Annotated in this window: 20 protein-coding genes; 12 read left to right on the forward strand and 8 right to left on the reverse strand. The window is 47.1% G+C overall.

Features of this window, described 5'->3' with window-relative positions:
* Positions 1–17: 17 nt before the first annotated feature.
* Both ACFSB2_RS11360 and ACFSB2_RS11365 read right to left on the reverse strand, forming a co-directional pair.
* The gene (locus ACFSB2_RS11360; RefSeq protein ID WP_377943165.1) at positions 18–1,292 is read right to left on the reverse strand and encodes an FAD-dependent monooxygenase; all 1,275 of its coding nucleotides are present in this window, start codon (positions 1,290–1,292) and stop codon (positions 18–20) included.
* Positions 1,192–2,115 carry a LysR family transcriptional regulator gene (locus tag ACFSB2_RS11365; RefSeq protein WP_377943166.1) on the reverse strand — a complete coding sequence of 308 codons (924 nt, stop codon included), beginning with the start codon at positions 2,113–2,115 and terminating at the stop codon, positions 1,192–1,194. The genes ACFSB2_RS11360 and ACFSB2_RS11365 overlap by 101 nt, the downstream gene beginning before the upstream one ends.
* A gap of 183 nt (positions 2,116–2,298) precedes the next feature.
* Here ACFSB2_RS11365 and trxA point away from each other — a divergent pair, with 183 nt between their 5' ends.
* Positions 2,299–2,616, forward strand: a complete 318-nt coding sequence (gene trxA / locus ACFSB2_RS11370) for a thioredoxin (protein WP_377943167.1) — start codon at positions 2,299–2,301, stop codon at positions 2,614–2,616.
* Positions 2,617–2,952: 336 nt separating this feature from the next.
* Here the strand turns inward: trxA and ACFSB2_RS11375 are convergent, their stop codons facing one another.
* From ACFSB2_RS11375 to ACFSB2_RS11390, 4 genes are all read right to left on the reverse strand, one after another.
* A complete protein-coding gene (locus ACFSB2_RS11375; RefSeq protein ID WP_377943168.1) occupies positions 2,953–4,272 on the reverse strand; it encodes an ABC transporter substrate-binding protein in 1,320 nt (439 codons plus the stop codon).
* An 86-nt stretch (positions 4,273–4,358) separates the two neighbouring features.
* On the reverse strand, positions 4,359–5,273 hold the full coding sequence (locus ACFSB2_RS11380; protein ID WP_377943169.1) for a carbohydrate ABC transporter permease: 915 nt from the start codon (positions 5,271–5,273) through the stop codon (positions 4,359–4,361).
* Positions 5,274–5,288: 15 nt separating this feature from the next.
* Positions 5,289–6,203 (reverse strand): carbohydrate ABC transporter permease, encoded by a 915-nt coding sequence (locus ACFSB2_RS11385; protein ID WP_377943170.1) that lies wholly within the window; start codon positions 6,201–6,203, stop codon positions 5,289–5,291.
* A gap of 577 nt (positions 6,204–6,780) precedes the next feature.
* Complete coding sequence (locus ACFSB2_RS11390) at positions 6,781–7,926, reverse strand: GntR family transcriptional regulator (protein ID WP_377943171.1); 1,146 nt, start codon at positions 7,924–7,926, stop codon at positions 6,781–6,783.
* Positions 7,927–8,280: 354 nt separating this feature from the next.
* Here ACFSB2_RS11390 and ACFSB2_RS11395 point away from each other — a divergent pair, with 354 nt between their 5' ends.
* Complete coding sequence (locus ACFSB2_RS11395; RefSeq protein ID WP_377943172.1) at positions 8,281–9,108, forward strand: glycerophosphodiester phosphodiesterase; 828 nt, start codon at positions 8,281–8,283, stop codon at positions 9,106–9,108.
* A gap of 80 nt (positions 9,109–9,188) precedes the next feature.
* Here ACFSB2_RS11395 and ACFSB2_RS11400 read toward each other — a convergent pair whose 3' ends face one another.
* Positions 9,189–10,037, reverse strand: a complete 849-nt coding sequence (locus ACFSB2_RS11400; protein ID WP_377943173.1) for a helix-turn-helix domain-containing protein — start codon at positions 10,035–10,037, stop codon at positions 9,189–9,191.
* Between the two features lie 727 nt (positions 10,038–10,764).
* Here ACFSB2_RS11400 and ACFSB2_RS11405 point away from each other — a divergent pair.
* The 8 genes from ACFSB2_RS11405 to ACFSB2_RS11440 all read left to right on the forward strand — a co-directional run bounded on the left by ACFSB2_RS11405 (position 10,765) and on the right by ACFSB2_RS11440 (position 19,163).
* Complete coding sequence (locus ACFSB2_RS11405) at positions 10,765–11,736, forward strand: phosphotransferase enzyme family protein (protein ID WP_377943174.1); 972 nt, start codon at positions 10,765–10,767, stop codon at positions 11,734–11,736.
* A gap of 98 nt (positions 11,737–11,834) precedes the next feature.
* Positions 11,835–13,169, forward strand: a complete 1,335-nt coding sequence (locus tag ACFSB2_RS11410; protein WP_377943175.1) for an MFS transporter — start codon at positions 11,835–11,837, stop codon at positions 13,167–13,169.
* A gap of 119 nt (positions 13,170–13,288) precedes the next feature.
* The gene (locus ACFSB2_RS11415; RefSeq protein ID WP_377943176.1) at positions 13,289–13,984 is read left to right on the forward strand and encodes an MBL fold metallo-hydrolase; all 696 of its coding nucleotides are present in this window, start codon (positions 13,289–13,291) and stop codon (positions 13,982–13,984) included.
* Positions 13,985–13,999: 15 nt separating this feature from the next.
* The gene (locus tag ACFSB2_RS11420; protein ID WP_377943177.1) at positions 14,000–14,596 is read left to right on the forward strand and encodes a TetR/AcrR family transcriptional regulator; all 597 of its coding nucleotides are present in this window, start codon (positions 14,000–14,002) and stop codon (positions 14,594–14,596) included.
* A gap of 26 nt (positions 14,597–14,622) precedes the next feature.
* Positions 14,623–14,727, forward strand: a complete 105-nt coding sequence (locus ACFSB2_RS11425; RefSeq protein WP_377943178.1) for a DUF4260 family protein — start codon at positions 14,623–14,625, stop codon at positions 14,725–14,727.
* 403 nt (positions 14,728–15,130) lie between these two features.
* A complete protein-coding gene (locus ACFSB2_RS11430; protein WP_377943179.1) occupies positions 15,131–16,777 on the forward strand; it encodes a phospholipase C in 1,647 nt (548 codons plus the stop codon).
* Between the two features lie 151 nt (positions 16,778–16,928).
* Complete coding sequence (locus tag ACFSB2_RS11435) at positions 16,929–17,999, forward strand: multicopper oxidase family protein (RefSeq protein ID WP_377943180.1); 1,071 nt, start codon at positions 16,929–16,931, stop codon at positions 17,997–17,999.
* 12 nt (positions 18,000–18,011) lie between these two features.
* A complete protein-coding gene (locus ACFSB2_RS11440; RefSeq protein ID WP_377943181.1) occupies positions 18,012–19,163 on the forward strand; it encodes a multicopper oxidase family protein in 1,152 nt (383 codons plus the stop codon).
* A 133-nt stretch (positions 19,164–19,296) separates the two neighbouring features.
* Here the strand turns inward: ACFSB2_RS11440 and ACFSB2_RS11445 are convergent, their stop codons facing one another.
* Entirely contained in the window at positions 19,297–20,037 is a 741-nt protein-coding gene (locus ACFSB2_RS11445; RefSeq protein ID WP_377943182.1) for an ankyrin repeat domain-containing protein, read from the reverse strand.
* A 406-nt stretch (positions 20,038–20,443) separates the two neighbouring features.
* Between ACFSB2_RS11445 and ACFSB2_RS11450 the strand changes: the two genes are divergently transcribed.
* Positions 20,444–20,971 carry an RNA polymerase sigma factor gene (locus ACFSB2_RS11450; RefSeq protein WP_377943183.1) on the forward strand — a complete coding sequence of 176 codons (528 nt, stop codon included), beginning with the start codon at positions 20,444–20,446 and terminating at the stop codon, positions 20,969–20,971.
* Complete coding sequence (locus tag ACFSB2_RS11455; RefSeq protein WP_377943184.1) at positions 20,955–21,683, forward strand: hypothetical protein; 729 nt, start codon at positions 20,955–20,957, stop codon at positions 21,681–21,683. Before ACFSB2_RS11450 ends, ACFSB2_RS11455 begins: the two co-directional genes overlap by 17 nt.
* The last annotated feature ends 64 nt before the right edge of the window (positions 21,684–21,747 follow it).

The raw sequence follows: 21,747 nt of genomic DNA on the forward strand, positions 1-21,747 counted from the left end.
TTCACGCGCTGCTCTTGCTAAAAAGTAGATTCATTGTCCAACAGAATCCGCCAGGCCAAATGTGTCATCCCCGATGGCACGGTGCGGATGGCGCGATTCCGCGCGGCAGAGAGCTGTGCGTTCTCCCACTGTGTCACTGTACCCAAACCGCGTGTCAGATGGGCAATGCGTGCAACCCGTCGTCGCCGCCTGACTGCATATTGCTGAAAAGCGACTTTGAGTGGCTTCTCTCCATCGATACAAACGGCCAATGCTGCTGCGTCCTCCAATGCGAGGCATGCCCCCAGCCCCAAATTGGGCGTAATGGCGTGCGCCGCATCGCCCACCAAAACCAGATTGTCGCGCATGAGCGGCCCGCCGGGCGTAACATCACGCACTGCATGCCGCAAGATTTCTGCTGCTGGTGTCGCGCCAAGGCAAGTTTGAACCTCGCGCGGGAAGGCGCCCAACCGTTCGACAACCTTAGGCCACCACTGCTGTTCGTCCATCGGCAACATGTGGTTGTTCAACGTGGCAAACCAATATACAGCAACGGGATGGATGGAAGCATAGCCGAAACGAACACCAGGCCCCCAATACTCCCGCATCGTCGCTGCCTCTATTTCTGTTGTCGTTGCGATCCCCCGCCAGGCCGTGTAATGCGCGCCGCGCTCTGTTCTTCCGGACAACTGGCGCCGCGCCACGGAATGAATGCCATCTGCGGCAATGACGCCGTCAAACCGCTCACGCTCCCCAGACGCAAACTGAACAATGACACCGTCTGGACGAGAAGTAATGGCCGTACAGCCATCCCGACAGATGGACGGCTTGCCAATGGATTTCCACAGCCAATGCGCCAGGTCCACGCGCCGGACGCATGTGGGCTTGTAGCCATATCGCCGCTCCAACCAGGCAAGTGGCAGCGCGTATAATGAAGCATCCTCATCTGTCCGCACATCCCCCTGCTGTATGAAATGCATCCAGTCAGGCGGTTGCGAAAGCACTCCCAATTGCGCCAAGGCAATGAGCGCATTGGGCCACAGGGTCAGCGCTGCGCCCCCCACCAAAGGCGCCTCACTTGGATCAAACAATTGGTACGATATATGTCGAATTTCGCAAGCGGCGGCGGCTGCCAGGCCAGCAATCCCCGCCCCAAGAATGGCCACGCGCGGTTGCATATCACACACCTCTGATCCAATCCAATTCGCTTGATCATCCACCATCAACACAAGCTTTGCAAACATCAGCCACACCGATACAGCCTGGGCAAGTGTGCTGAACATACGCTCTGGCATGTAAAAGAAAGTCCGCACAAATGGGCGAAACCTCCTCCAGATGGCGCACCGCCAAACCGACACGCCGCGTGACAGGCGGATGAAGCGGCACACTTCTGACATGTGGCAGGCTGGTTGAAATGGCCATCTCCGGCAAGATGGTCACACCGATGCCCTCCTGAACCATCGCCAAAATGGTCGCCGTATCCCGTACTTCGAACTGTATGTTTGGTGTCAATCCTGCATTTTTAAACGCTTCGCGAATCACATGCTCACTATCCGCTGTTGGTTGGATAAACGGCGCTTGCGCAATTTGCGCCAGAGAAACAGCCGTCTCGCGGATCAGTGCATGTGTTTCAGGCAGAAAAAGCAGCAGTTGATCCTGTACCAGTTCAACCACATCCAGTCCGCTGACTGGCAGTGTCACAATGCCGACGTCGACGACATGATTGGTCAACCAACTGTGGACTTCCTCATATCCCCCCTCAAACATCACCGTTTGCACAAGCGGAAAACTGGATTTAAATGAAGCCAGCATCCCAGGCAGCAATTTTGCCGACACGCTGGGAATGGACGCGATACGCAATGTGCCTGTTTCCGCCCCTGCGGCCGCAGCAGCCTCCTGTTGCATACAGTTCGTGTGGCGCGCAATCTCCCGCACGTGCGCCAACATCCGTTCACCAATGTGTGTGATGGTGATGCCCTGCCGACTACGGTGAAGCAATGAGACGCCAAGTTCGCGTTCCAGATTCGCAACCGCCTGTGAAACCGCCGATTGCGTCATATTTAATCGCTCGCCAGCTTGTGTAAAACTGCGCGCCTGACAGACGGCCAGAAATACCTCCAATTGCAACAGTGTCACTTCATCCACCCGCTTTGAATTAGTAATAACTTATATACTACATCAAAAACATTAATTTGATTAATGTTCAATTCAAGCGTATGTTTTATGTATACAAGACGTCACACAAAACGCCCTCACACCACGCTCAGCCAATTTGAGGCGCGCTTTTGCCAACTGACAAGTCCACAGGAGGTTATCCACATGGTGCATGAACTTACAGATACATCATTCAACGCTTTTCTACAAAGCGAGAAACCAGTGATTGTCGACTTTTACGCAACCTGGTGCCAGCCCTGCAAGCGGTTATCCCCACTGCTTGAAGAGATCGCGGACGAATATCGCGACCAGATTGCCGTTGGCAAGCTGGACACCGACTTGAATCCAGAAATCACGAGCCAATACGGCATTATGAGCATTCCGACCATACTTGTTTTGCAAAATGGCCAAGTGGTGGATCAACTCGTCGGCCTTCGCCCCAAGCAAGATCTGGTGCAGAAATTTGGCTTAAGCGTATTTTGACGCTTTGCGAAGGAACCTTCACAGACCTTGTGATGGTTCCTTTTTTTATTTCGATCACGCCGCCTCGCATCCAGCTCTCACAGACGCAATCGCGATACACATTCGACTGCACAGCCACAGCGGTCCACCAATTCACATTGCACTTATCCACACTACAAATCCGCACATTTGGTTGTTATCCAGATAATCCACAAAGTTATGCACAGTCATGTGGTGTTTTCCACAAGGATATCCACAGACCTGTGGACAAAATAAAGAGACGCCCCTTTTGCAAACATCGCTTTGGGACATCTCTCATCGATAAGGGTGCTCATCTTCCATCTACATACGTAGCCGTCACGGACTAGAAGTGGATTGGTTGATTTTGTCGACCATGCTGTTCACGGTCGAAATTGGCGTTTTGTCTTCCAGCAAGTTGTTCCAATCTGCAGTGATGAACTGATTCGCTTTGGTACTCCAGGTCTCCAAGAAACGAATAGGCTGCTTGTTCGGTGAATTGAGCATATAGTCAAGATTTGTGACCATGTCAGCATATCCGTCTTTTTTCAAGACATTGTAGTAAGGCTTTGCAGCCGGTGTGTATGCAGGCGGCGCGACGGGCGTCTTTGGCAGAACCTTCTCGTACGTGACGGTGTCCAGATATTTCAACACTTTAAACGTCGCAGATGGATCCGGCACATTTGCAGGGCTTGCCCAACCGACGCAGTCGTAAATGCTGTCTTGTGATTTGACAATCGGATTCGCCACATAGCCCCACTTCAATGATTTGGGCGCTTCGCGAATCAATTGGTCCGCTGCCCATTGTCCATACGCCATGATGGGCACTTTGCCTTGCTCAAACATGCTCACAATGTTTGTAGCGTCAAATGTAGGCGGTGTAACTGCGCCATTTTTAATATTTTGTTGATACAACTGCAGGCCCTGTATAAACTGCGGGCTCGCTTGAATTTTGGTTGCATTCGTAATGGAGTTCGCGAATGGCGCGCCTCCGGCCGAGACGGAGTAGAGACCCATTTCGAACGGATCGTCATATGGCGCGTACAATCCATACTCATGCACACCGTCGACTGTTTTTTGCAACTTCTGTGCATCCTGGAACATTTCCTGATACGTCCAGCCGGTCTTTGGATATGGTATTTTTGCTTCATCAAATAAAGTCTTGTTATAAAAATATCCATAGACATTCAACAAACCAGGCAAGCCGTATAATTTCCCGTCTTCCTCCCAGTTGGTCAAGACGCCTGGAAAGAAGTTGTTCAAGAAATTGGACTGACCTTTTGCCGTCGAGTACCAATCATATAGCTGCCCTTGCTCGCCCATCTGTTGTTCCATATCGTTGCCAAGTTCAAAAATATCTGGCGCTTGGTGGGCTGCAATCATACCGTTCAATTTGGTGCCATAGTTCGTGAGCGGCGCTGGCACAATCTTCACTTTGATGGTCGGATTTTGCGCCTCAAAGCTCTTAAATGACTGCGTAATGAGCTTATTCATCGCCGCTGTTTCCCAGGACATGATGGTCACCGTCACTGGTTTAGAGGAATCGGTGCCACCCCCGCTGTTCGAGGTGTTGCCTGAATTGCTTGCACATCCTGTCAAGGTTCCGCCCATCACGGCCAGTACAGAAACGGAGCTCAATATTTTACCTCTCTTTTTCACAAATAAGTCCCCCATTGATCATATTTTGCAAAACAATTCTGCCCATGCACCTTCGCCAAAAATCCCCCCCTTCTTCGCAAGCACGGTTACTTCAGACCAGAGGAATTCAATGAGCCCAGACCTTGCATAAAATACTTTTGGGCTACGAAGAACAGGATGACCATCGGCAAGATATAGATGAGATTGGCCGCCATAAACAGGTTCCAAGAAGTTGCGTACTGGCTGGTGTACGTCGCCATGGCCAGGGACAATGTCCACAGTTTTGGATTGACTAAATAAATCAAAGGCTGTTGGTAGTCATTCCAAGCGCCTTGGAACGCAAAGATAATCATGGTGACAATAATCGGCCGCGACATGGGCATCAGCACATGCCACAAAACCTGCAAATGGCTCGCGCCATCCATTTTTGCCGCCTCATCGAACGACTGCGAGATGCCATTGAAGTATTGTCGCGCCAAGAAGACGAAAAACGGGTTCCCAAAAAATGCGGGGACAATCAACGGCAGCCAAGTGTTGTACCAACCTAAGCTGCTGTACAGATGAAACATCGGAATCATCCCGACAACACTAGGCAGCATCATGCTGCCGATAAACAAGTAGAACCACATGCGACGTCCCGGAAAATGGATGCGGGCGATGCCATAGCCGATTGCGATGGAACTTAAGACTTGGCCTATCGTGCTGATCACAGCAATAATGACCGAGTTGAGAAATACTGCCCAAAAATTGATCTGCGTGGTGCCTGTCACGAAATTCGACCAATGGAATTGATGCGGAATCCACGTCGGCGGGATCGTAAAGACCTCGCTGTTGCTCTTTAAGGCAACCGTGATCATCCACAACAATGGCAGCACCATGGACACAGCCCCGAGACACAGCACAACAAAACGAACGGTGTCCAAGAGAATAAAATTGCGCAAACGCCCTGGTGATTTCTTTCTTTTCGCCTTCATCGTTGCATTTGTAGGCAAAAGCTGTTCATTGCTCGTTGCTCTTTCCATCTATCTCTCTCCCCCCTATCTGCTTTCATCCGCCTCGTAATACACCCACTGATTCGAGAATTTGAAGGTGATAAAGGTGAAAATCATAATAATCACGAACAGCACCCACATTTGTGCGGAAGCATAGCCAAACTCATGTCCGTTGAAGGCGTTGTCATAGATGCTATAGTTCAAAAGATTTGTACTATAATTCGGACCACCTTGCGTGAGGATCTGCGCCTGATTAAACGCTTGAAAAGCGCCGATGATGCCCGTGATCAACTGAAGGAAGACAATCGGCGTGATCATCGGCAGCGTCACACTCCAGAAACTGCGCCAGACAGATGCGCCGTCCACCTGCGCTGCTTCGTACAACTCCGAGGAAACGGTTTGCAGCCCGGCCAGAAAAATGATCATGGACCCACCTACACCCCATAATCCGATGATCACAATGGAGGGCATCGCCATCACATTGCTTTGCAGCCAGGAACTTGTGGGCAAATGCAGCGTTCTCAACAACTGATTGGCCAGGCCGTACTGTGGATCCAAAATGAATTTCCACAGCGTCAACGTCGCCACAGAGGGCAGCACAACTGGCAAGTAATACATCGTTCGAAAAATTCGTATACCTGGTAGTTTGCGATTGAGCAAAACGGCAAGGAACAATCCCAGCGCCAAGCCTGTCGGGACGCTTAGAAACACATAGATTGCAGTTGCGCGCAGAGATGGCCAAAACGACGGATCGACCGTGAACATGTAGATAAAATTGTGCAGACCGACAAACGTCGGCGAGTTCCAACCGCTCCAATCCGTCAGCGCAAAATACACAGACGAGATGAGTGGATATAAGACAAAGACCAAAAAACCGATGATCCCAGGCGCAATAAATAAATATCCGGCGATTCCATCACGCCGCTTCATACTGAAACCCGAATGTTTTGCAACTTTCAATCATCTCCACCTCCAACCATTCTCTTTCTGAATTTCTTAATGAAAGGACAATACCGATATGTGATTTATTGCAATGTGAACACAAGCAAATTCCCTGATAAGGTCACCTGTCTTTAAGGTGGTAAGCACGAACACAAATTAGAATATTTAGATTTCACTTCCGGACAAAATCCCGTGTATGTAATCCTGTTTGCTATCGTTCTCGAACACATGAATAAAATGAATAAAAAGTAATTTAGGTTGGCTCGAATTTTAGTAAAGTCATTGCGAACATGTGCCGCCCGAAATGGGGAATGAAAATAAAATCAGGTCAAAGCGTACGCACCATTTGAGATCGTCAGAAATTATATATTTTGGAATATAATCTTTCTAACGCAATTGATTGCGCTTTCAATCGAGAGGGAGACATACCACATTTCATGTGGCATGATCAGCAGTCTTTTATCAGAATTTCATTTATGCGCGTTTCACCTCCATTGGCGCTTTTTTTACAGTTCAATACATCCCCCTCTATAGATAAATATACTATTTACCCGAACATGATATGTCAATATATTTTTTCAAAAAAAGACCGTACTCAACCAAGGTTGATATGTGTTGATTCGCCCATAATAAGTTCGTAGCCAATCGTACAGTTGATGGACGTCTGCTTTCCCTCCAGTTGTTTCAGCAGCTTGTTGACCGCTGTTTTGCCGATGGCCTCTTCATTCTGGCGAATATGCGTAAAAAATGGACTATCAAAAGGACGGTCCAATGAGTCAAAGCAGACGACTTCGACATCGCGAGGAATTTTTTTTTGCATGGAAGCAAGGACTTTCGACAACAACAGCGCGATATTGTACTCACACGCGACGAATGCCGTGATATTTTCATGCTCCTGAATGAATTGCGTGAGCAACCGCTTGTCCGCGTTCACTTCTTCAGGCATGGTTTGGCGGCTGGGCAAAGTGCTCATCAGCCTTCTCTCTAAATACCCCAAATTGATGTTTAACCCACGTTTCGAAAACGCTGTTATAAAGCCTTGTACGCGCTCTTCGATAACCGTGGTATGCTCGGGCGGCGGTGACAAAAAGCCAATATGCTGGTGGCCTCTATCCAGCAAAAAATCAGTGAGTTCCTCTGCCGCTTTCGCGTTATCCGTGTGAACTGATTGCACCGGAATCCCTTTGAGATGCCTATCCACAAGAATCATTGGAAAGTTATCCAGCGAAAGCCGCAACAGTTCCGCATTGTACATCTCCCCGTGCACCGGCAAGATGATCAATCCGTCCACCCCATACCTCACCAGGGATTGGACGGCTTGTTCCTCAATCGTTTGACTGTCATAGGTAAATTTGAGTATCATATGGCAATTTGATTTTGCGCATTGCTCTTCGATCGCCCGCAGCATTCTAGTGCCAAATGAATCAGAGCAATCGGGAAAAATGACACCTAGCACCCACGAATGCTTGTTTTCTGAACTGTTATCCTCAACAGCGTTGGGTAGGTTAATTGGCGCAGAGCGATCTGTGTCCAGTGACACAAACGATCCCTTGCCTCTCACCCGTTCGATCACGTTCGCCTGTGCGAGCATCTCCAGCGCTTTTTTTGATGTGATGCGACTTACGCTAAATTGCTCGGCAAATTCTTTTTCTGAAGGCACTCTGTCGCCTTTTTGAAGTTTTCCATCCCGGATCTGTTCTATAATGTATGTATACAACTGTTCATACAACGGTGTTGCCAAAAGATTCACCCCACTCACATGATATAAATAGTATATCATCCTCATAAAATGGTCAGAGAATGACCACGACACGCGCTCCATCCCCCACTCGCTGCATAAAAATGCCTGTCAGCGAGGAGGGCATGGCGAAAGAGGCGGCACCAAGGGGACATGTGAAAAGTCTTCAATGGAGTCATTCAATCTGATGAATTTTCACGTACCCCGGCACCGACTTATACGCTGTCGTATATGTAGATACACCTTACATTCATTGTAGCCAAGTTCGCTGGCTGTTACTGTGCATAAATTTTGACCAATGTCCTGTTTGCAGCCAAGCACCACAATAGAGTCTCATCCCAAGGTGAGGTGTCCAGAGTGAACAATCACGCATGTCATATACACTGGCAGGCGCATAGGGGCGGCGGTGCGCATGAAGCGCCAGATAACACGATGGCTGCCAACATCTATACGTGGGCATTGGGCGGCATTCCCGAAGCGGACATCCGCACAACCAAAGATGGTGTGCTGATTTGCTTGCACGATGAAACTCCTGCGCGAACGACCACCGCGCCAGCGGCTGTGCAGAATTTGCCCATCTCGCACTTCTCCTTTTCCGAAATACGCGCATGGGACGCTGGCATCAAGTTTGACAAACGCTTTGCCGGAGAAAAGGTCCCCTCTCTGTACGAAGTATTCACCGCGATGCAGGGTAACCCAGCGCGGCACATCTATCTCGACTTAAAGTCCGTTGATTTGGCGCAGTTAGGGGCGGTGATAGATCAGTATCAGGTCAATCAGCAGGTCATTTTTGCCCACTCCAGCCAAGCGCGATGCAAAGAGATGAAACGTGTTTGCCCCGATGTCAGGACCATGCTGTGGATAGGCGGACGGACAGATGAGATCAAACAGACATTTTCAGCAGCGCTTCAGTCGGGGTTTAGCGGATTGGACCAAGTGCAAATTCACCTCAATCAAAGCCAAGAAGCCCAGTCTGCATGGCCTTACGAAATCGACAACTCCTTTTTACAACATGCGTTGGCAGCGACCCGCGCGGTCGACATTGATTTGGAAGTCTTTCCGTTTACGTTTGATGAAGCGGTTATTCATGCGCTTTTGGCGCTGGACATACGCTGGTTCGCGACGGATGAGCCGACGCGATTTTTGCAATGCATCGACTCTTGGAGCGGGATCAAACGCGGATGAAGGCGGGAGGGAGCGGTAAAGAGAGCCAGGAAGCACTGGCGATACTGGTTTCCACGGGGCGTTGCTGCTTCAAGCTGCCTCTACACATCTGCTAGGTGTCGGTTGCCAGCCTCTTCATAGACTCCCAGGTAGTCCATTGGCGATTGACGGAAGTCGTTTGGGGACATACCATATTTCTTTTTGAAAACTTTATGAAAATATGAATAGCTCCCAAAACCGCAGCTCTCAGCAACTTGTTCGAGGTTCATGTTTGTGTATCGTATTCGGTCCACCGCGTGTGATAGCTTGATTTCCAGAGCATATTGTACGATGGTTAACCCAAAAGTCTCCTTAAATAGATGAGCCGCACGCGAGACGCTTCGCTGTACATGGTTCGCTACATCTTCGACCCTCAAATCCTCCATTGCGTGTGTCTCGATGTATCGCTTCATTCTGTCGCTTGTAAACTTTGCATGTAAGTCGGACTGACGATGCAGAGATGCAGTTCCTACAACAGCGCGCTCCAAAGAAACGCACAACGCTCCAACTAAATACGTGAGTAGTTCGGGTTCAACTTCCTGTACTCTGTGTTTTTCCAAGTGGAGCTGTCGCCAGAGAAATAAGATCCGCTCATCGAGGTCAATCCTGACGCACTGGGGTTTCTCCGAGCGGCCCCACCACTGCTTCACCCAAGATCCTTGACAAAACAGAAAGTAATCCCCGCTCCCTTCTCCTTCACTTTCCTCAAGGTTTACCCTAAGGTCATATTGCTCTCCGGGCTGAAAAAGCAATAAATCACCAGGCTCAAGACTTTGCATCTTACCATTGACAAGAGCACGTGAGAATCCTTCTGTCTGTAGGCGAAAAAGAAAATACGGCAGTTGTTCTATGCGCTGTCTAAATGGCTTTGTATGGTAAGCGTACCCACATGACCAAAGTTCGACGTCCATATCCTCACCATCCACTCCAGGATTGATTTGAAGATTGTAATAAAAAAACAAACGTTACCAAACTGGCTACAACTCTATAAATAGCAGAATAGAACATATATATAGTCGTATTAAGCATGGATTTAACGTGGAATCGTTATTATTATATAACCATATTCAGCATAATTGAAAGAATATTTCAAAACACCAGGTATACGAGTCTGTGGCCAGAAAGAATCATGATTATGAGAAGCACAGATGGCTGTTTTTGATGAGAATTGATCGAAAAAGTTAGTGCATGAGGTGAAAACTTTGCCAAAGCGGATCGATATCACTGGTCAGAATTTTGGAGAGTTGACTGTCATCAAATTGAGTGAAAAAAGAAATCCTTGGGGTACATATCTCTGGGAATGCCTTTGCACCTGTGGTCAAACTACATACGTATCAGGAACGGCTTTGCGAGCTGGGCATTACAGAAGTTGCGGATGTCGCCGTTACCGTAAGAGAGATTGACACAATACTGAGGGAGGTTACTCCTCGCCACTTGTTTTTAATTAAAGGAATCGCGTCCGCTCGTGTAGGTCATCCTTCTGGCGTCCATATCGACTTCATAGCACTTTACGCCTGCTTAGCAATGCCCCGTAAAAAATCGTCGCAATAGTGGGTCTATCATTCTTCTCTATATGTTGATATAATTCACACCCATCACAAATCCATTATGATGTAATCGGCAAAAGGACGTATTGACGTGGAAAGAACGCTTACTGAAGCTTGCTCGAGATATGGCATTACAGTAGACGAACTAACAACACTATCCCAGACCCAGCATAACTTTGTAGGATCATACGGTCGCGGAGGTAATGAGTTCATTTTGCGAATCACGAAAGAATCCCATCGACCCTTTCGAGCAGTGATGGGCGAGGTTGATTGGATTAATTACCTTTCTGAAAAAAGTATCTCGGTATCCATTCCAGTTCCATCTGTAAGAGGGCAACTGGTGGAGAAAATCGAGATCGACGACTATGTAACAGTAGTGTCTTTTGTAAAGGCAGAAGGAAGGCCGCCGACTGATGATGATTTATTGAAGTCTGGCGATCACATTCGTGAAATGGGAAGACTCATGGGGCAAATGCATGTTGCTACGAAAGGCTATGCCCCCCGGAGCCATGATGCCCAGAGGCCCCATTGGTATGAAGACGCAAACAGTATCGCTTCCATTGACCTGCCAGAGTCTGAGAATGAAGTTATCCAAGAGTACGTTCAATTGAATCAGTATTTGTCGCAACTGCCGGTGTCCGGCGAAGTGTACGGTTTAGTGCATATGGATTTCCACCAGAACAATCTATTTTTTGATGGAATGAAAATCACAATGTTTGACTTCGATGCATGTAGATATTCGTGGTTTATCAACGATATCGCCGTTGCAGTATTTTATGCGATTCCGCTTTATCTCAATGCTGAGGCCGGAGCGTCGCGTGGAAATCAGTTTTTGAAGCACTTTATGCAGGGATACAGAGGGGAAAACACCTTAGGGAGCGAATGGTTCAAACACATTCCTGCTTTCATTAGACATCGTGAAATTGGTCGATACATTAAAATCTGGCGCTCGTGTAACGGCAACATTGATTCCATTTCTGGATGGGCAAAAGATTTCATGCAAGGTCGAAAAGAACGGATAACGAGAAAGAGACCCTATGTAGAACTGGACTTAGATATTTGACCTTGATCCTTCGATGATGAATGTGGGGAAGAGACACGGGCATATGTTCAAGATATGCTTTAATATCGCCTGGCGACAACCAAAAGGAGGAATCATACATGCGATTATCGTCAAAGGTAGCGATTCTAGCAGGGATGGGAGGGTTTCTTGACGGATATGATCTAATTGTCATTTCGGGCGCTATATCTTTAGTTGGAAAAACGTTTTCGACCACTTCTTCTCAAGTGACGGGATTAATGATTGGCATGGCTTTCCTAGGTGGTTTTTTTGGCTCTATCTTGCTCAGCAGGCTTGTTGACACATATGGGCGGAAGATGATGTTCGTCTTGGACCTGTTTCTGTTTGTAGGAGGGACTTTGATCGCCTCTCTGGCTGTAAACGTGCCAATGCTTTTTGTGGGTAGATTCTTGACTGGTTTAGCGATCGGAGTAGATTTGGCGGTCAGTTGGACCCTTGTCGCAGAGTTCGCGCCAAAAGAACGGCGTGGTTTTTTGTTATCCTTACAGTTTATTCTTTGGGGCATCGGTGCCTTGGTATCATTCCTAGTAGTCGATGCGTTCTTGTTTCTAGGATCAGAGGCATGGCGAGCCGCATTCCTGGTCGGACTTATCCCCGCAATCGTCGTCTTAGTGATCAGGAGGTCTATACCGGAGTCACCAAGGTGGTTAGCTTCGAAAGGCAATATCGAAGAAGCAGAAAAAATCATCAAAAATTCCGACAGCGGCATATCTACTGAGATGTTGACCGCAGTTCATTCAAGTACAAACCAGTACAAGTGGTCCGCTTTGTTTAGCGGAAAATTGATGCGTTTAGTGGTCGGTGTCTTTATCTCCACATTTTTGGCCTTCTTCTTGACCGCACCGATTAATTTATATACACCAGAGGTGCTTACAACTGTAGGACTGACCGGTAGCCTCAATATATCACTTCTAGGTTCAGCATTTGTTTGGGTATTTAATATTATTGGTTTCATTGTGGGAGGTCTATTAATCGACAAAATAGGCAGAAGGCCCATAGGAGTGATCGCTTTTGGCGTCATGACGTTGATTTTGGTGACTCTCCTTGTTTTTGCAGTGCCACCAGGCCTGTTTTTTGTTTTGTGGATCTGTATGGAGTTTCTGGGGGCATTCGGTGCTAGTGTTACGTGGACCTGGGCCTCAGAATTGTTCCCCACTACCATTAGAGGCTTCGCTATGGGAGTGAATAGCTCTGCAAATCGACTGAGCGGTTTCGTGTCTTCATATATCATCGCGCTTATTTTATCGCAATCTTTAAAGTTACTATATATATCAGGGATTGGTGCAGGGCTTATCATCATCTTTATAGTCATCGTCGTCATAAATGTAGAATCTAAGGGAAAAGCCCTAGAGGATATATCCGAACGTAGTTTGTCACCTGTAGATACCGAAGGAAACGAATCGGGGAATTTTTAGTAGTCAAAAGTATTGACATTCAGACTACAAACACGCTTGACAAAACTAATTTCATTAGTTAAATTATGAACACATTTAGTTTTGGTTAAACCTTTTAAAAAGACAGAGGTGTATGTGTAATGCGAATGATTAAGCAGGGTCATTTGTATCAAATGACGTTTCTTCCTGGTGTTTTCCCCGTGAATTGTTATTTTGTGGAGGAAGAGGATGGATTGACACTGATCGATGCCGCGCTGCCGAACAGTGCAGATGGAATTGCCACTGCCGCGAAGAAGGTGGGAAAAGCAATTCGCCGCATCGTTCTCACCCATGCTCACTCCGATCACATCGGGGCACTAGATCATTTAAAACAAATGTTCCCGAACGTTCCCGTCTATATCTCCCGTCGTGACGCTCGTTTATTGACCGGTGATCGTACGCTTGATGCAAGCGAACCAAGTAACCCGATTAAAGGAGGCGTCCCCAAGCCGAATACCATCAAAACCGCGCCAGACGTACTTTTGGATGATGGAAGCAGGATTGGATCGCTGCTTGCCATTTGGACACCTGGACATACCCCGGGTTCTATGTCGTTCCTCGATACGCGAACGCAGTTTCTGGTTGCTGGGGATGCATTTCAAACGAGAGGAGGTTTTGCTGTGACAGGACAACTGAGGCCCTTGTTTCCTTTTCCTGCTATGGCTACTTGGAACAAAGAGTTAGGTATGAAAAGTGCCCGAAAAATACGTGAATATCAACCCGAATTGCTCGCCGTTGGGCATGGAAATATGATAGCTCATCCAGTGGAGCTCATTGATAAGGCTCTTGCACTTTAATATGGAGGAATCGACATGTCGCAACGAACAAGAATTGATTTGCCCACTATCCTGAAAGCTGCTACCGAAATTGTCGATTCTCAAGGTCTCGAATCCCTCGGCTTGGTGACTCTCGCTCAGAAGCTGGGGATCCGTCCGCCTTCTCTGTACAATCATATCGAAGGACTTGCTGGGCTGCGCATTGAACTCGCCATACACGGATGTAATCTGCTGAATTCCGTAATAACGCGGGCAGCGATTGGAAAATCCGGAGACAATGCAGTCTATGCTCTAGCAGAAGAGTATCTGGCGTTCGCTCGAATCCATCCTGGGCTATATGATGCGGTTCAGCGCGTCTCCGACCCACAGGAAGAGCAATGGCAGCAAGCAGCAGGAAGGTTAGTCGAGACTGTCGTTCAAGTGTTTCAGCATTACGGATTGGATGACTATACCTCCATTCATGCCGTACGCAGTTTTCGCAGCTTGGTGCACGGATTCATCTCATTAGAACAGAATGAGGGGTTCAAGATGCCCATCAATGTGGATGATAGCTATCGTTTTCTCATCGACACATTTCTCCTGGGACTTCATATGAAAATGCAAGCTGTACAGTGCTCAGGTGAACTGGAATGATCGTGATGATAAGATGAGAACATTGTATGCTTGGACTGATATGGACTGCGCACATAGCGATTGATCGCTCGTTGGGATTTGGATTGAAATATCAGGACAATTCCAAGAAAACTCATTTGGGACAGGTCTAGGCAGGCTCACAATGCGCTCCTTCATTTTTACACGCAGGGAGTGAGAATAATCGGTCGAATCTCCCCTGTAAACAATCACTTCACAGAATACCTCTTCTTTGAAGTGGGCCGAACAAAGAAAGCCTTCGACCCCACTAAATAGTATGCAATATCGCGGATACTTCAATTAACGAAAGATGAATTTCGATTCGGCTGGCTGTTCACTACGGAATCCCCACGTTCATGACTGTTAACATACCTACCAATTCCTAGCCCCCCGCCCGCTCTGTCAGCTCACCCAATAACGAAACTCGAAATAACAGTTTACGGAAAAAGCACAGCATTTTCGTCAAATATTCAAACTATACTGATAAACTCAGGCTCGGAGTTATCAATCTATCCAAGAAATATGGGAGGCATGTGAATGAACAAGCGAATCCAAAAACCTTTCGCGGTCCTAGCGAGTATTGCAGCAGTTGGTACGCTAGTCGCCGGTGGTTTAACTAAGGCGTGGGCTAGCAATGGTCAGGGTAAACATGTTGCACAAGGTCAAGATACGACCCCGGCAGCGTCAGAGAAAACGACCACTCCCATCAAGCATGTCGTCGTGATTTTCGACGAGAACGTATCGTTTGATCACTATTTTGGCACTTATCCAAATGCGACCAATCCGAAAGGTGAACCGGCATTCCACGCTGCCTCCAATACACCAACCGTGAATGGATTGAGCAGTTCCCTGTTAACTAATAATCCCAATGGCGTGAATCCTCAACGGCTTGATCGCAGCCAAGCTGTAACGGCAGACATGGATCACAATTACACGGATGAGCAAAAGGCGTTTGACGGGGGTCTCATGGACAACTTCGTCAAGGGAACTGGTAAGGGTTCTTCAGTGGTCATGGACTACTACGATGGAAACACTGTGACGGGATTATGGAACTACGCGCAACATTACGCACTGAACGATAACTCGTTTGGTACGACGTTTGGTCCATCTTCACCTGGCGCGATTAATCTGGTTTCTGGTCAGACACATGGTGCAGTGCCATATACAGCAAATGTGACGCAGAATGGTACGGCAATTAGCGGTGGCTCCATTTCTGGGACGGTTGACAATGGTACATTGCACAACGATATTGACCCTTACTATGATAAAACGTCTCAAGGCGAAACTGTTGCGATGACTGGGAAAAATGTCGGTGACCTTTTGAATGCTAAAAAGGTGACCTGGGGCTGGTTTGAAGGCGGTTTTGACAATGCGAGCGAACAACACACAAACGTAGCGGGTGGTGCTTCAACCGACTACATACCACATCACGAACCGTTCCAATATTATAAATCAACCGCGAATCCAAACCATTTGCCGCCAACATCGACAAGTATGATTGGCAAACAGGACCAAGCAAACCACCAATACGACTTAACCGATTTCTGGTCCGCCGCAGATGCAAACAACTTGCCTGCGGTAAGTTTCTTAAAAGCTCCCGCTTATCAAGATGGTCATGCTAGTTATTCTGACCCGCTCGACGAGCAGACTTTTTTGACGAACACCATTAACCGACTTGAACAACTTCCATCCTGGAAGGACACAGCAGTCATCATTAGCTACGACGACTCTGACGGTTGGTATGACCATGTCATGTCACCCATTGTTAACGGATCGGACGACCCACAATACGACGTACTCGACGGTTCGGGCGATGCCGGTCAAACCAGTTCAGGTTCATACTTAGATAGAGCTGGTTACGGTCCGCGTTTGCCACTGTTGGTTGTGTCTCCTTACGCAAGACAAAACTTCGTCGATAACACATTGACAGATCAAACTTCGATATTGAAGTTCATCGAAGACAACTGGAATCTTGGTCAGATCGGTGATCAATCCATGGATGCAAAAGCTGGGTCACTGGACAATATGTTTGATTTCGCAAACAAGGCTAAAAATGCGCCGCTGTTCCTCAACCCAAGCACTGGTGAGTCTGAATCCGAGAATACCGCGCAGAAACAGAGCGTTCAATACCTGACATCACTATACAAAGATGCAGGTAAAGCGGTTCCGAGTTCTGTAAAGTAACATCTATTTGATTTTCGTTGAAAAACTGATAGGCAGGCATTCGGCCTCGTCCGATACTTGCCTAATCACTTTTTAGGTGGGTCATGAACTTAGCGAATCATCCTACGCCTCCCTAACCTTAGAAACTGAATACAAACGCTAGAGGTGAAAAATGGCGAAACAAAAAAGAGCTTCCTATTCCAAATGGATTTGTTACACCGCGTGTCTAGCTGGCTTAGGTGCGATATCAGGGCTATACATCGGGCGGAATGTCCCTACCGTAAGTGCAAATACAGCTGCCTCTCAAGTTTCCCAAAATGAACCATCACAAGCGGGAATCGCGCCTAGTTTGAATTTGACCTCATCGCAGATTGCACAACAACGACAAGATGCGGTCAATATGATGAACGAGCAGGCTTTAACCCCGACGATCTTACCGGACGGGACAAAACAGTTTAACTTGACTGCATCCGAATTCGCTTGGTCGCCATATACCGGGAAAGTGATCCAAGGTTGGGGTTTTAACAACACCATTCCAGGCCCACTGATTCGTGTGCAAGTAGGAGACAAAATTGAGATCGTTACACACAATTTATTGTCTGAGCCCACGACCATTCACTGGCATGGTCTAGCTGTTCCCAACGCGATGGACGGTGTACCGAATATGCCAGAACCAGCGATCCAACCTAATGGGACGTTTGACTATACGTTTACAGTGACAAAACAGATGATAGGCACACACTGGTACCACAGCCACTATGACGATGATTTTCAAGTAGATGCTGGAATGTATGGAGTAATCATTGTGGACCCAAAGTCATCGGTGCAAAAAGATTACAACGTGGATAAGTTATTTACACTGGGAACTTTCAAAGTAGATGGGGAAGATAATGAGAATGTTTTCACAATAAACGGCGAGTCCTATCCATACACACCCCAGTTGACGGTTCAAAGTGGGCAACGCGTTTTGCTGCGCTTGGTAAATGCCAGTGCAGAAGATTATCATGCAGTGACCCTCACTGGCTACACGTTGACCATTGTCGCGCAAGACGGACAGGCATTGCCATCTCCACAAAAAGTCAGTGTTGTCTCGATCGCTCCGAGTTCGACGATGGATGTCGAATTTACAGCAGATAAACCCGGGAACTGGGTTTTTTATAGCACCATTGCAGACGAGTTGTCCAATCCAGATGATGCAAAAGATGCGGTTGGCGGTATGATGACCGTTATCCATGTCAAATAAGGAGGACGGCTTGTGAAACTCAGATTAAGACGCTTCTATGGACTTGGGGTATTTCTTTTAGCCGGAATCATTGTGTCTATCAAAGTGGCACATCATCATGTGCTTGCGTCAACTGCTCCTGCAAAATCAGTGACAACAACACAACCATTGACCCAACTTGCTACGAATGGAGGCCTGCCTGGCGTTTTAGATGCGGGTACAAATGCGCTAACGGCTGCGCAGATTCAGCAACAGAACAAACGAGCAGCCAACATCATGAACGAGCAAGCGATGAAACCGAAGATCTCATCAGATGGGACCAAAGTATACACACTGACCGCTGAACCGATTGTGTGGAATCTCTACCTAAAGAAAAACGTAAAGGCCTGGGGTTACAACGGACAAATTTCCGGACCACTTATGCGCTTTAAAGTTGGCGATCACGTCCGGATTATCCTTAAAAATCACTTACAAGTTCCCACAAGTTTGCATTTGCAAGGTATCCCAATAGCTCCGATGGAGGGCAATATCTCCGACATCACAGGTGTTTCGCAAAAATCTGTTGCGCCAGGCCAGTCCCGAGTCTATCAGTTCACGGTAACGCCAGATATGGTTGGGACACACGCTTACTTTAGCGGGACAGATATGGACAACCAGATTGACTACGGACTACACGGCGCCTTCATCGTGGACCCTTCTAAAGGGAAAGAATACCCAGATGCAAATGTCGACGCACTATTTGACATTGGCGCATTCAAAGTTGATGCGAGTCCGACTGAAAACGCCTTTGCGCTAAATGGAAAACCATATCCAAACGCGCCCCAACTTCCAGTCAAACTTGGGCAGCATGTCATCATCCGTCTCGTCAACAGCAGTGCTGAATCGTATCACGCAATGCATTTACACGGTTATACGTTTAAGCTGGTAGCGGAGGATGGTCACCATCTGGCTAAACCGATTGCAATGAACGTGTTAACGCTGGCACCGGAAGAGACAGCCGACTTTGAATTCATCGCGAACAACCCAGGCACTTGGATGTTCCACTGCCATATTCTCGACCATACCATCAATCCAGATGATAATGTAGACCCTATGCAAGGTTTGATGACAAACTTTATTGTGAGTAAAACCACCCATTCGAAGTCTATGCCGAAGTCTATGTCTATGAGCGGCTCAGGTATGTAGTGAATGGGATAGTGCCGACATGTTCACAGAAACACACGCTAAGACATTTAGTCAGTACAATAAACGCGTCACAAAAATAACCTGTGGGCCGGTTCACTCCCCACAGGTTATTCGTATCCCTTTTCCCGTACGTTCAACTCTGCCTTGACGATTTTCCCCCCTTGCTTTCCAACCAAGAAGATAAGGTATCCCTCCGCGTATCTAAGCTACGTGCTGCGTCAAGTGGCGTCTGATCTGTGTAATCCGGCATACCGTTGATATCAGCTCCATAGGAAAGAAGGTACTCGGCCACACGACGTTGTCCCCCATGGCACGCTTGCCAGAAGGCCTCGGTCATGTCACGCACAGTAGGCGCCGGATTGGTGGTCATCAGTTCCTCTACGAGAGACATCATCCCCAGAGCGGCTGCGTGCCAAAGCTTGTCCACTCGCGCGCCCCGTTGCACCAATAACCGCGCAACGTTCCAACATCCATAACCTACGGCATTATCCAAAGGAGTACCACCTGCGATGGAGCCGCCAAGCACTTCAATGTCGGCCCCACAATCGATTAACACAGCTGCAACCTCCGCATCGTCACTGCTGGCGGCCCAGTGTAATGGGGTCTCCGAAAAGGTTCCTCCTGTCGCTTTCGCATTCGGATCTGCGCCTGCGTCCATCAGCATCTTTGCAATCATGGGGCCATTGGGGAAATATCCAGGCCAATCTGTAACCACATGTAAAGTAGTGCGAGTCCCCCCTTTGCGGTCTATGGCTCTTTTTGAGGCCAAGCCCGGAATCTCGTTTAGCAGACGTCGCAATGCATCCAAGTTACCCGTTTGAACTGCTCGTACGAACGATATGACCAGCGGATCGTCATGTTTCAGTATCTCCATAAATTCGCTCCTTGGATTTTATGTATCATGTATCTGTACAAAGTGATGTACTTCTTTCTCATGGTCTATTTCACCGTAACACATATGTCCCATCAACATAATACCTGAAAATTCAATATACGAATGATTGATGTATCGATCCCGATTTTTGTTTGACTAAAAATGGACAGACGAATCCCGTTCCCCATTTCAGCGCCAAACATAGCATGGCGTTTCACCAGATAACACGCAACATGACTGGTCGATGCGCGAAGCAAATCCTTCATCTCCTATGACTTGTATTTGAAATCATCGAAGAATCCATGCCAAAGATCAAAGATGGAATATTAAATTTGGGAGTTAACTGTTACAAATACGTCATGTCTTACGTCTAATGAAATGTAAAGAGTGAGGTGATTAAGACCACGTGGACAATCAATTGGCAGCTCAGGAGTCAATTCGTTCACTTTATGAGTTGTATTCAGACGATATATATCGATACGCAAGGCTCACTCTTAGAGATTCAAATGACGCATGCGATGTGGTTCAAGAAGTGTTTTTAAGAGCCTTCCGTTCCTGGGATAGTTATCGACAAACTTCAAATTCCAAAACATGGCTGATGTCCATAGCGAGAAATTATATGTTTGATGTCTTTAGGAAAAAACGAACAGAAAAAAGTCATATTTTTTTATCTGAAATCATTGAGGTCGCAATTCCAGAGTCGAGTGAAATGAGTTTAGAAATTGAGATTGCACTTTCTCGATTAAAAGACACGTATCGGCAAGTTGTGATATTACGGCATATTGAAAATTACTCTACGCAAGAAACCGCCCAAATTTTAAATTGGACTGAAGCTAAAGTTCGCACAACAGCCCGTCGAGCAATTGCAAAACTTCGGGAATTTTTAAGTCCCAATTCCGAGGAGGTGGACACCAAGAATGCGTTTAGACGATAAGATGTTTGAGGAAATTTCAACCGCCCGTGAAATTAAGATGCCAACTGTGAGACAGAAAGAAATATGGAACAACATTGAACGAGAAATGCAAACAATGATACCGATAAGGTCAAAAAGGAGAATGCCGACTATGTTAACGAATATAGCGGCAGCAGTTGCAGGAATAGCAGTAGTTGGATGTATTGGTTATGGAATACATCAGCAAAGTGTCACACCATCTCATACTAGTCATGTAGCTACTGCAACATCCAATACTGTTAGTAAAGTTTCCAATAAACCTTATTCACCACCAAAGGTCACCTTCACAAATGGAGCAAGTAGTGTGAAAAAATTCGCGAAGTTTCATGTAGTAGTTCCTGAAATCCCCCAAGGCTACAGCATGCAAATGAAATTGCTACAGACAACTGGGGATGTTCCACAGCAAGTTTGGTTCACGCTCTCAAATGGGAATGAAGAAAAAGATATTAAAGTACAAGAGTATCCTCGTCCTAATCCAACGTGGTCAATGCCGTCGATGGATGCACCACAATTTTTGAAGACGATTAATGTTGACGAGACTTCAGTCACAATGGAAATACCCGCTGGCAAGACTAAGTCCTATACGGGATACCAATTTACAAGTAATGGAATGTGTTATAGAATTGAAAGTCCCATTTCGCTGGCCAAACAGGTTATTGGCTCTCTGGTTCAAAATCCTAAATATCTAAATTGACCCCATTGACCAAATATCAAGATAACCACTTCTGTCAAGAGTGCTTACTCCTGACGGAAGTGGT

It is taken from the genome of Alicyclobacillus fodiniaquatilis, from assembly GCF_042678105.1.
In the GTDB taxonomy this organism is placed as follows: Bacteria; Bacillota; Bacilli; order Alicyclobacillales; family Alicyclobacillaceae; genus Alicyclobacillus; species Alicyclobacillus fodiniaquatilis.

What these genes read in the sequence shown, in the direction of transcription:
- ACFSB2_RS11455 (WP_377943184.1), top strand. Translation starts at nt 20,955, where the DNA reads ATGCGTTTAGACGATAAGATGTTTGAGGAAATTTCAACCGCCCGTGAA.
- ACFSB2_RS11410 (WP_377943175.1), top strand. Translation starts at nt 11,835, where the DNA reads ATGCGATTATCGTCAAAGGTAGCGATTCTAGCAGGGATGGGAGGGTTT.
- trxA (WP_377943167.1), top strand. Translation starts at nt 2,299, where the DNA reads ATGGTGCATGAACTTACAGATACATCATTCAACGCTTTTCTACAAAGC.
- ACFSB2_RS11435 (WP_377943180.1), top strand. Translation starts at nt 16,929, where the DNA reads ATGGCGAAACAAAAAAGAGCTTCCTATTCCAAATGGATTTGTTACACC.
- ACFSB2_RS11420 (WP_377943177.1), top strand. Translation starts at nt 14,000, where the DNA reads ATGTCGCAACGAACAAGAATTGATTTGCCCACTATCCTGAAAGCTGCT.
- ACFSB2_RS11415 (WP_377943176.1), top strand. Translation starts at nt 13,289, where the DNA reads ATGCGAATGATTAAGCAGGGTCATTTGTATCAAATGACGTTTCTTCCT.
- ACFSB2_RS11380 (WP_377943169.1), bottom strand. Translation starts at nt 5,273, where the DNA reads ATGGAAAGAGCAACGAGCAATGAACAGCTTTTGCCTACAAATGCAACG.
- ACFSB2_RS11445 (WP_377943182.1), bottom strand. Translation starts at nt 20,037, where the DNA reads ATGGAGATACTGAAACATGACGATCCGCTGGTCATATCGTTCGTACGA.
- ACFSB2_RS11430 (WP_377943179.1), top strand. Translation starts at nt 15,131, where the DNA reads ATGAACAAGCGAATCCAAAAACCTTTCGCGGTCCTAGCGAGTATTGCA.
- ACFSB2_RS11400 (WP_377943173.1), bottom strand. Translation starts at nt 10,037, where the DNA reads ATGGACGTCGAACTTTGGTCATGTGGGTACGCTTACCATACAAAGCCA.
- ACFSB2_RS11425 (WP_377943178.1), top strand. Translation starts at nt 14,623, where the DNA reads ATGCTTGGACTGATATGGACTGCGCACATAGCGATTGATCGCTCGTTG.